Origin of the sequence: Aquabacterium sp., assembly GCF_035476535.1 — a bacterium.
Lineage (GTDB): Bacteria > Pseudomonadota > Gammaproteobacteria > Burkholderiales > Burkholderiaceae_C > Pseudaquabacterium.
This window is the reverse complement of the sequence record NZ_DATILJ010000229.1, coordinates 39,503-48,362: the sequence shown is the minus strand read 5'-3', so window position 1 is coordinate 48,362 and position 8,860 is coordinate 39,503. Positions and strand designations below refer to the sequence as shown.

General features: G+C 70.2%; 10 protein-coding genes. 7 read left to right on the top strand and 3 right to left on the bottom strand.

Going from position 1 to position 8,860, the window contains the following annotated elements; genetic code table 11:
- The 3 genes from VLK61_RS23085 to VLK61_RS23075 all read left to right on the top strand — a co-directional run.
- A partial coding sequence (locus VLK61_RS23085; protein WP_325424371.1) for an alpha/beta fold hydrolase occupies positions 1-786 on the top strand: 786 nt, incomplete at its 5' end.
- Between the two features lie 26 nt (positions 787-812).
- Complete coding sequence (locus VLK61_RS23080; protein ID WP_325424369.1) at positions 813-1,112, top strand: hypothetical protein; 300 nt, start codon at positions 813-815, stop codon at positions 1,110-1,112.
- Positions 1,113-1,199: 87 nt separating this feature from the next.
- Complete coding sequence (locus VLK61_RS23075; protein ID WP_325424367.1) at positions 1,200-3,287, top strand: beta-propeller domain-containing protein; 2,088 nt, start codon at positions 1,200-1,202, stop codon at positions 3,285-3,287.
- 7 nt (positions 3,288-3,294) lie between these two features.
- Here the strand turns inward: VLK61_RS23075 and VLK61_RS23070 are convergent, their stop codons facing one another.
- Positions 3,295-3,714: a PaaI family thioesterase gene (locus VLK61_RS23070; protein ID WP_325424365.1), complete on the bottom strand. Its 420-nt coding sequence runs from the start codon at positions 3,712-3,714 to the stop codon at positions 3,295-3,297.
- Positions 3,715-3,786: 72 nt separating this feature from the next.
- On the opposite strand from VLK61_RS23070, the gene VLK61_RS23065 reads away from it, so the two are divergent.
- Both VLK61_RS23065 and VLK61_RS23060 read left to right on the top strand, forming a co-directional pair.
- On the top strand, positions 3,787-4,506 hold the full coding sequence (locus VLK61_RS23065; protein WP_325424363.1) for a DNA alkylation repair protein: 720 nt from the start codon (positions 3,787-3,789) through the stop codon (positions 4,504-4,506).
- Between the two features lie 86 nt (positions 4,507-4,592).
- Positions 4,593-5,240 carry a hypothetical protein gene (locus VLK61_RS23060; protein ID WP_325424361.1) on the top strand — a complete coding sequence of 216 codons (648 nt, stop codon included), beginning with the start codon at positions 4,593-4,595 and terminating at the stop codon, positions 5,238-5,240.
- Between the two features lie 35 nt (positions 5,241-5,275).
- Here the strand turns inward: VLK61_RS23060 and VLK61_RS23055 are convergent, their stop codons facing one another.
- Entirely contained in the window at positions 5,276-6,271 is a 996-nt protein-coding gene (locus VLK61_RS23055; protein WP_325424359.1) for a GlxA family transcriptional regulator, read from the bottom strand.
- A gap of 109 nt (positions 6,272-6,380) precedes the next feature.
- Here VLK61_RS23055 and VLK61_RS23050 point away from each other — a divergent pair, with 109 nt between their 5' ends.
- Positions 6,381-7,211: a dienelactone hydrolase family protein gene (locus tag VLK61_RS23050; protein WP_325424357.1), complete on the top strand. Its 831-nt coding sequence runs from the start codon at positions 6,381-6,383 to the stop codon at positions 7,209-7,211.
- Between the two features lie 20 nt (positions 7,212-7,231).
- Here the strand turns inward: VLK61_RS23050 and VLK61_RS23045 are convergent, their stop codons facing one another.
- Positions 7,232-7,753, bottom strand: a complete 522-nt coding sequence (locus VLK61_RS23045; protein WP_325424355.1) for a nuclear transport factor 2 family protein — start codon at positions 7,751-7,753, stop codon at positions 7,232-7,234.
- On the opposite strand from VLK61_RS23045, the gene VLK61_RS23040 reads away from it, so the two are divergent.
- A complete protein-coding gene (locus VLK61_RS23040; RefSeq protein ID WP_325424353.1) occupies positions 7,740-8,837 on the top strand; it encodes an MBL fold metallo-hydrolase in 1,098 nt (365 codons plus the stop codon). The genes VLK61_RS23045 and VLK61_RS23040 overlap by 14 nt on opposite strands.
- Positions 8,838-8,860 lie beyond the last annotated feature (23 nt).

The window sequence follows — 8,860 nt, the reverse complement described above, 5'->3', positions numbered from 1 at the left end:
GCCGACACCCTCGTCATGCTGCATGGCTGGCCGGACACCTGGCGGCTGTGGGACGCGCAGATGCCTGCGCTGCTGCCGCACTACCGCTGCGTGCGGCTCACGCTGCCCGGCTTCGGCGCCGGCGAGCCGGCGCGCGCGGTGCCGCTGGCCCGGCTGATCGATGGCCTGCGTGAGGTTGTCGAGACACTGAGCCCGGGCCGGCCGGTGATCCTGATGCTGCACGACTGGGGCTGCCTGTTCGGCTACCAGTTCGTGATGCAGCACCCGGCGCTGGTGGCCCGGCTGATCGGCGTGGACATCGGCGACGCGGCCTCGCCCCGCTTCGTGAACTTCCTCAGCAACAAGCAGAAGGCGATGATCTTCGCCTACCAGGCCTGGCTGGCCCTGGCCTGGCTGATCGGCGGCGATGCGCAGGGCGGCCTGGGCACGCGCATGACGCGCTGGATGGCGCGCCAGCTGCGCTGCCCCACCGACCCGCAGCAGATCCATGCCGGCATGAACTACCCCTACTTCATCACCTGGACCGGCAGGCATGGCTCCTACCGCGGGCTGCAGCCCTTCGAGCCGCCGTGCGCCACGCTGTATGTCTACGGCCGGCGCAAGCTGGTGCCGTTTCACACCCCCGGCTGGGTCGAACGCCTGGCGGCCCGGCCTGGCAGCCAGGTGCTGAAGATGGACACCGGGCACTGGGTTATGGTGGAGCAGCCGCAGCGCTTCAACGAGGCCGTGCTGGCCTGGCTGGGCATGCCGATTGCCACGAACCCGCAGCCCGTGGGCGCGACCTGAAGCCGGAAACCGGCGTGGAGCAACACATGACGCAAGGATTCCAAAGACCCCGGCCGCTGGCCACCGTGCTGGCCTGCAGCATGCTGATGGCGACATCGCTGTGCCGGGCCGGCCCCACCGAGGCGGCGCACTCGGCCGCCAGTGCGGTGGCACCGGTCGTCAAGAAGACCGAAGACGCCGTCAAGCACGGCGTGAAGAAGGCCGCCAGTGCCGTGGAGCACGGCGCCAAGGTGGCGGCCAGCGCCGTCAACCGCGGGGCCAAGAAGATCGGCCTGCCGACCGGGCCGGCGGCGTCCTCCACGGGCCGGGGTGAAACGATGCCGTGAGGCGCTGACCGCTCGAAGCCTTGATCCGTTGACCCCACAGGCCGGGCTGGGCCGTAGAAACCGACATCCCCTTGTCGGAGTTCGATCATGCCCACCCGCCGCCTTGCCCTGACGCTCAGCGTGTCGCTGCTGGCCGCTGCCAGCCTGCCCGGCTGCGCCGCCACCGCATCCTCGGCTGCCGCTGCGGACAGCGTCCGCACGCTCAGGCCCTACCGCAGTGAAGCCGAGCTGCAGCAGGCACTGGGCCAGTGGCGCAGCCAGGCCGAAAAGCTGCAGCTGCAGCGCCGCCGCGACAGGGCGCCGCTGGCGATGCAGGCCGCGCCGGCAGCGCCGCCGGCGCCCGCGGCGGCGGCGGCGGCCAAGAGCGCCGACAGTGCTGGCGCCGCGGCCGAATCCATCACCAATGTGCAGACGGCTGGTGTCGACGAAGGCGGCATCGTCAAGCGCGCCGGCGACTACCTGGTGATCCTGCGTCGCGGCCGGCTGTTCACCGTGCGGGTGGGCGGCGATGCGCTGCAGCCCGCGGCGACGCTGGACGCCTACGCGCCGAATGCCGACCCCGGCGGCGCCTGGTACGACGAACTGTTGATCTCCGGCAACACCGTGGTCGTGGTGGGCTACAGCTATGCACGCGGCGGCACCGAGATCGGCCTGTTCGAGCTGGGCGACGGCGGTGCGCTGGCCTACCGCGCCACGTACCACCTGCGCAGCTTCGACTACTACTCGGCGCGCAACTACGCCAGCCGGCTGATCGGCCGCAAGCTGGTGTTCTACAGCCCGACGATCCTGCAGCCCTGGGGCCCGCAGCCCGCGCAGCTGATGCCCGGTGTGCGGCGCTGGCAGGGTGCCGCGACGCCGGCCGAATTCGAACGCATCCTGCCGGCCACGCGCATCTACCGCACTGACGACGAGTTCGACGCGACGCAGCCGCTGGCCTTGCACACCGTGACCGCCTGCGACCTGGGCGCGGCCGAGATGCGTTGCGAGTCCACCGCGGTGCTGGGGCCGGCCGGGCGTGTGTTCTACGTGTCGCAAGGCTCGGTGTATGTGTGGACCAGCAGCTGGCCGCGCCGGCGCGTGGTTTTGCAGCCGGCCACGCCGCAGGCCGGCGTGCCGCAACCAGCCCAGCCGCAGCCCGGCACGGTGCCGCCGACCGTGCCACCGACCGGGCCACTGGTTGCGGCCGAGCCGGCGCCCGCGCCGCAGTCGCTGTCCGCGGTATTCCGCATTCCGCTCGATGGCACCACGCCCACGGCCTTGAAGACCGCCGGCGTGCCGATCGACCAGCTGTCCTTCCTCGAAGACGGCCGGGGCTTCCTGCACGTGCTGCTGCGAGATTCAGGCTTTGGTGAAGGCATGTGGGGCAGCGATCGCGGCGGCGGTGGCCAGATGGCCTTGCTGCGCGTGCCGCTCAGCGCCTTCGGCGATGGCCGCGGCGCCGCGCAGCGTGAGCACTACCGCGTGCTGCCCGCCGTGGCGGGCTACGGCTTGCAGAACCGCTTCATCGGCGACTGGCTGCTGTGGGGCGGCGCGAACGCTGCGTGGGCCACGCGCTATGCCGACGCCGGCAGCCCGCAGGCGCTGGCCCCCGGCCACGCGGTCGAGCGCATCGAGGCGATGGGTGCCCATGCGGTGCTCGTCGGCAATGCCGGCAAGGACCTGCTGTTCACCAGCCTGCGCCTGGGCCGCAGCGAGGTCGCGCTGGCCGGCAGCCATGTGCAGGCCGGCGCACGCCAGGGCGAGACCCGCACGCACGGCTTCTTCTTCCGCGCCACCGGGGCCGAAGAAGGCTTGCTGGGCCTGCCGGTGCTCGGTGGCCCGGGCACGCGGCGCGGCGCGGTGCTTGCCGGTGCGCAGGGCTCGGCGGCGGTGCTGTTCCTGCGCCAGCGCAACCTGGACTTCCATGCGCTCGGCGAGCTGGGCGCGCGCGCCGCCACGCAGGACGATGGCTGCAAGGCCTCTTGCGTCGACTGGTACGGCAATGCGCGGCCGATCTTCCTGGGCGAGCGCGTGTTTGCGCTGATGGGCTATGAACTGGTGGAGGGCCGGCTCGAAGGCCAGGGCAGCGCACGCGGCGCCGGCGAGCGTCTCGGCGAGCGCATCGACGAGCGCCGCCGCATCAGCTTTGCGCCTCACCTGGCCGCGCGCAATGGACGTTACTCGCCCTTCAACTGACAGCCGCTCAGGCGGCCGGCTTCGGGTACAGGATCATCTGCGTGCAGCGGAACAGCGCCAGGGTCTTGCCGGTGTCGCGGTGCGTCACCACCGCATCCCAGACCTGCGTCGTCTTGCCCTTGTGCACGGCGGTGGCCACGCACTGCACCGTGCCTTCGCGCGCCGTGCCCAGGTGGTTGGATTTCAGCTCGATGGTGGTGAAGCCGCCGGCACCCGGTGGCAGGTTCGCCGAGCATCCATAACCAGCCGAGGTGTCGGCCAGCGTCACCACGCTGCCGGCATGCAGATAGCCGTTCGGCGCCATCAAGGCCTGGCTGACCCTGAACTCCGCATGCACGGCATGCTCGGTGACAGCGGTGATGACGATGCCCAGGTGGCCGGGCAAGTGCCCTGCGCCGCGCTGGTTGAGTTGTTCCGGCGTGATCATGCTGCGTCCTGATGTCGAGTGTGCACAATGGATTCAAACACGGTGCCGGCCAGCACCCGGCACAGCACACCGATGCAGCCCAAACTCGAACCCACGACAGCCGAGAAAGCCGAGGCCGTGCTGGCCTGGCTGCAGCGTGAAGGCAGCCAGGCCGGGCGCGACAGCATGGCGCGCTTCGCCATCCCCTCGGACCATGCGGTCGGCGTCTCGGTGGGCCGCCTGCGCAAGTACGCCAAGCAGCTGAGGACGGACCATGCGTTGGCCGCCGCGTTGTGGGCCAGCGGCGTCCATGAAGCGCGTTTGCTCGCCACCTTCATCGACGACCCGGCGCAAGTGAGCGTGGCGCAGATGGATCGCTGGGTCAGCGACTTCGACAACTGGGCGATCTGCGACACCGCGTGTTTTGCGCTGTTCGACCACGTGCCGCAGGCCTGGGGCCGGCTGGTGCCATGGGCCCGTCGGCGCGACGAGTTCGGCAAACGCGCGGCCTTTGCGCTGCTGTGGTCGCTGAGCGTGCACGACAAACACGCCGGCGACCCGGCCTTCCTGGACGCGCTGCCGCTGATCGAGGCCGCCGCCACCGACGAGCGCCATTTCGTCAAGAAGGCGGTGAACATGGCGCTGCGGGCCGTGGGCAAGCGCAACGATGTGCTGCACACGGCCTGCGCGGCGCTGGCGCAGCGGCTGGCCGCTGCCGACGACGCCACCGCACGCTGGATCGGCAAGCATGCTTTGCAAGAACTGGGCGGTGCTTCGGTGACCCGGCGGCTGGCGGCCAAGCGGGGGCGCTGAACGATTGAAACCAAGGCGCCGGGCGCTGATGTTCTCCTGAATCAATTGAGCGCCAGCATGCGAAGCCTGCATCACCAGGAGCGCGCATGTTCGAACACCTCCCCGCTCAGCGCTTGGCCAGCACGCCGCGCGTCGATGTCCAGCGCCGCCAGGTGCTGGCCGCAGCGCTGTCGGTCGCCTGCTTGCCGACAGCGGCCCGCGCCGCACCGCCGGCCCAGCCCAGCCAATCTGCCAAGCCCGAGGGGCCGATGATCTCGTTTCGCGGCACCGAGTTCCTGCACCGCTGGTCCAAGGGCGGCCAGCACGAGTTCACGCCGCAGCGGGACGCTGACCTGACACGTTGGCGCGACATGATCACGCTGAACCTGCACGAATCGGCGACGCAGGGTGAGCAACTGGCCGGCATCGCCAACCAGGTGCTGGCCAACTACCAGCAGCACGGCAAGATCCTGCAGACGCGCTCGACGCCGCGCACCGCGCAGCGGCCGGCCGAGCACCTGATCGTGGCCGTGCTGGGCACGCCGCAGTTGCTGGAAGCTGCCTTTGCGCGCTGCCTGCTGCACGAGGGCGTGGGGCTGGTCGCCGTGGTGTCGCACCGGGTGTACGGCCAGGCCGTAGGCCCCGAGATGAGTGCCTGGCTCGGTGCCAACGGGCCGCAGGTGGAACAGGCGCTGATGGCCTGGGCCGCGTTGCCCGGCGTGGCCAGCCTGAAGCGCTTGCGGGGTGGTGCATAGGCGCGTAGGCGCAGCGCGCCCGCGCCGCGGGCCGCTCAGCGCTGCTCGTCGCGGCGCCTGAACCCCGCCGTTCGGTAGCGGCTGGGGTTGGCACCTGCCACTTTGCGCATCAGGCGCCGCAGTGCCGTGGCGTCGCCATAGCCCACCTGCTGGGCCACACGCTCGATGCTCATGCGGCTGGACTCGATCAGCATGCGCGCGCGGTTCAGCCGCACGCTCTGCACCAGCGCCATCGTGCTCCTGCCGGTGGCCTCGCGCACGTGGCGCGACAGCGTTCGGCTGGACATCGCGAATTCGTCCGCCAGCGCCTGCACGCTGGGCGGCTGCGGCAGCGCGGCTTCGATGCGCGCCACCAGCCGGGCGATCAGCGCGTTGCCATTGGACAGCATCGCCGGCACGACGAAGTGCGCCTGGGCCTGCCGCCCGTCGATCAGCAGCACGCGCCCGACCGCGTCGGCCAGCGTCACGCCGAAGCGGTCGCGCAGCAGATGCAGCATCAGGTCGGTCTGCGCGAAGGCGGCGCCGGCCGTGCTGACCGGGCCGTCGGCGCAGACCATGCGGTCGGCATCGACGACGCAGCGCGGCTCCAGCCGCCGCAGCTCCGCCGCCAGCCACCAGGACGTGGTGACGCGCCGTCCGGCCAGCAAGCCCGCGGCCTGCAGCAGGAACACGGCGGAGCACGAGGCCGCGACCCGGCCGCCGGCGGCCGCATGCGCCGCGACAGCCTGGATCGCCCGCTGCGCATCGGCGCTAGCGAATCGAGCGGCGATCGCCTGGCCCTGGTCCAGACCCAGCCCCGGCACGATCCAGGTCGATGCATCGGCACGATGGCGCTTCGGCAAGACGCCGGCGTCAACCCGCAGGCCGCTGCTCAGGGGCACCGAGGTGTCGGCGGCCGACAGCACGCGCCAGCTCGGCCGCGCCAGCTTCAGGCGCGGCGCCAGCACCGACGCGGCCTGCAGCACATCCAGCGTGCTCGCCACGCTGCTCGCGTAGGCCCCGGGCAGCACCAGGATCGAAAAATCCGTCATTGACCGAAAACGCCCTAAAGCTGTCTAAAGCGACACTCGCAGTCTAGCGGCACTGTGCGTCCAATGCAGGCTGTGGCCGACGAGCCTGGACGACACCCGAGGGAACGCGATGACACGACGCAGCATGAGAGAGGACGATGCCCTCGAGGACTTCCACCCGCGCGAGATCACGCTCGACGGCGTGAGCAAGCGCGTGCACGTGGCGGGCAGCGGGCCGGCCGTGATCGTGATGAGCGAGATGCCGGGCATCAGCCCGCAGGTCGCGCGCTTCAGCCGCTGGGTGCGTGATGCCGGCTTCAGCGTCTACATGCCCTCGCTGTTCGGCCGCGATGGTGCGGTGCCGGGCGCGGAGGAGGGCGCCGCGGTGTTCAAGCGCGCCTGTGTCAGTGCCGAGTTTCGTGCTTTCGCGGGCCAGGGGGCTGCGGGCGCTTCGAGCCCGGTGACGGTGTGGCTGCGGGCCTTGGCCCGGCTGGCGCATCAGGAGTGCGGTGGTCCCGGCGTCGGCGCCATCGGCATGTGCTGGACCGGCAACTTCGCGCTGTCGATGATGCTGGAGCCGGCGATGCTGGCGCCGGTGCTGGCCCAGCCTTCGCTGCCGCTGGACGATCCGGGTGGTCTGGAGATCTCGCCCGACGACATCCGGGCCGTGCGCCGGCGGCTGGAGCAGGAGGACCTGACGGTGCTGGCGCTGCGCTTCGAAGGCGACAGGATCTGCCGGGCGCAGCGCTTTGCGGCGTATGCCGAAGCCCTGGGTCCACGCTTCGTCGCGCGGGTGCTGCCGGACACGGCTGCGAATGCCGATGTGCCGCCGTTCTTCGCGCAGCATGTGCCTTACCCGCACAGTGTGGTGACGGCGCACCTGATCGATGAGGCGGGGCAGCCGACGGTCGCGGCACGGGACGAGGTTCTGGCGTTCTTTGGGCGGCGGCTTGCCGGGTAAGGATCCCTTCACGCAGACCCTCAATCCACAACGTAGTGGAACACCTTCGAAATGATCTGCCACCGCCCATCCAACAGCACAAGCGTCAACAGATCCGTGAACCGCTTCGGCGCAATCGAGCATTCAACAACGGCCAGCGCAGTGACAGGGCCGACAAACTCGATGCGCAAGATCCGGTCAGCCCGCGGCTCGCCCTTGCTGGCCGGTGAGGGCCGCTGATCCACCCGCGTGAAGTACGCGTCCATGCCCAGCGACAACAAGCTGCCATCGGAAGCGCAAGCGTACAAAGCCGCCGCGTGAAACACCCGCCGCAAACGCTGCGTGTCGCTGTGATGCAGGCCATCGAAGTACAGCTGCAGCACCTCGGCCACGGCATTGAAAGTCTCGGTCATGCGTGCATCGTATCGGGCGGCCGTCGCTGTTTCGTGCGCCGCCGCCGCATGCCCTTGCGCGGCCGAGTGTTGATTTCCCGGTGCGGCATCTGGCTTAGAGTCCGCGTCTTCGACGCTCACGACAACGGCCCAGACGATGCCTTCCTTCATGTCACGCCTGGCGGCCAGGCTGCTGCTGGCGTTCAGCTGCCTGGCGGCGGCCGGTTGCGCCACCGGCGGCGCCTGCGACCCGCGGCTCTCCGCTTCACCGCAGCTGGGTGCTGATTGCCGTTTTCAGAACCTCCCGAACCCGCAGGCCTTGCCGGCGCAGGGCAGCTGGACGATCTGGAGCCGCTTCCTGTTCGCCGACAAGCAGGGCACCGTGCCGGTCGATGCGATTCCGGTGCGCCGGCTCGACCGCGCGGCGCTCGACGCGCTGGACCCCGCGGCCAACCATGTGGTGCGGCTTGGCCATTCGTCGCACCTGCTGAAGCTGCGCGGCCGCTACTGGCTGATCGATCCGGTGTTCAGCGAGCGCGCGTCGCCGGTGCAATGGGCGGGGCCCAAGCGCTTCCACCCGACGCCGCTGGCGCTGCAGGACCTGCCGGCGATCGACGGCCTGATCCTGTCGCACGACCACTACGACCACCTCGACACCGCCACCATCGAAACCCTGCGTGAACGTGTGCAGCGCTACTTCGTGCCGCTGGGCGTGGCGGCGCGGCTGCGCGAGATGGGCGTGCCGGCCGATCGCATCGAGGAGTTCGACTGGTGGCAGCAGGCGCGCCATGGCGAGATCGAACTCACCGCCACGCCGGCCCAGCATTTCTCCGGTCGCACGCTGTGGGACCGCAACCGCACGCTGTGGGCCTCGTGGGTTATCCGCAGCGGCGGCGAGCGCATCTTCTACAGCGGCGATTCGGGTTACTTCGGCGGCTTTGCGCAGATCGGCGAGCGTTTCGGCGGCTTCGACATCGCGCTGATGGAAAACGGCGCCTACGACAGCTACTGGCCCAGCGTGCACATGTCGCCCGAAGAGACCGTGAAGGCCTTCCGCGACCTGCGCGCGAAGCTGCTGTACCTGGTGCACAACAGCACCTTCGACCTGGCCTTCCACACCTGGCAGGACCCGCTGAACCGCGTGGCCGCGCTGGCCGAGCAGCAGGGCCTGCCGCTGGCCACGCCCGAGATCGGCGAGGTGCTGACGCTGGGCCGACCGCGGCAGAACACGCTGTGGTGGAAGGGCTTGCGTTGAGTGAATTGATCCCGTTCCGTAGT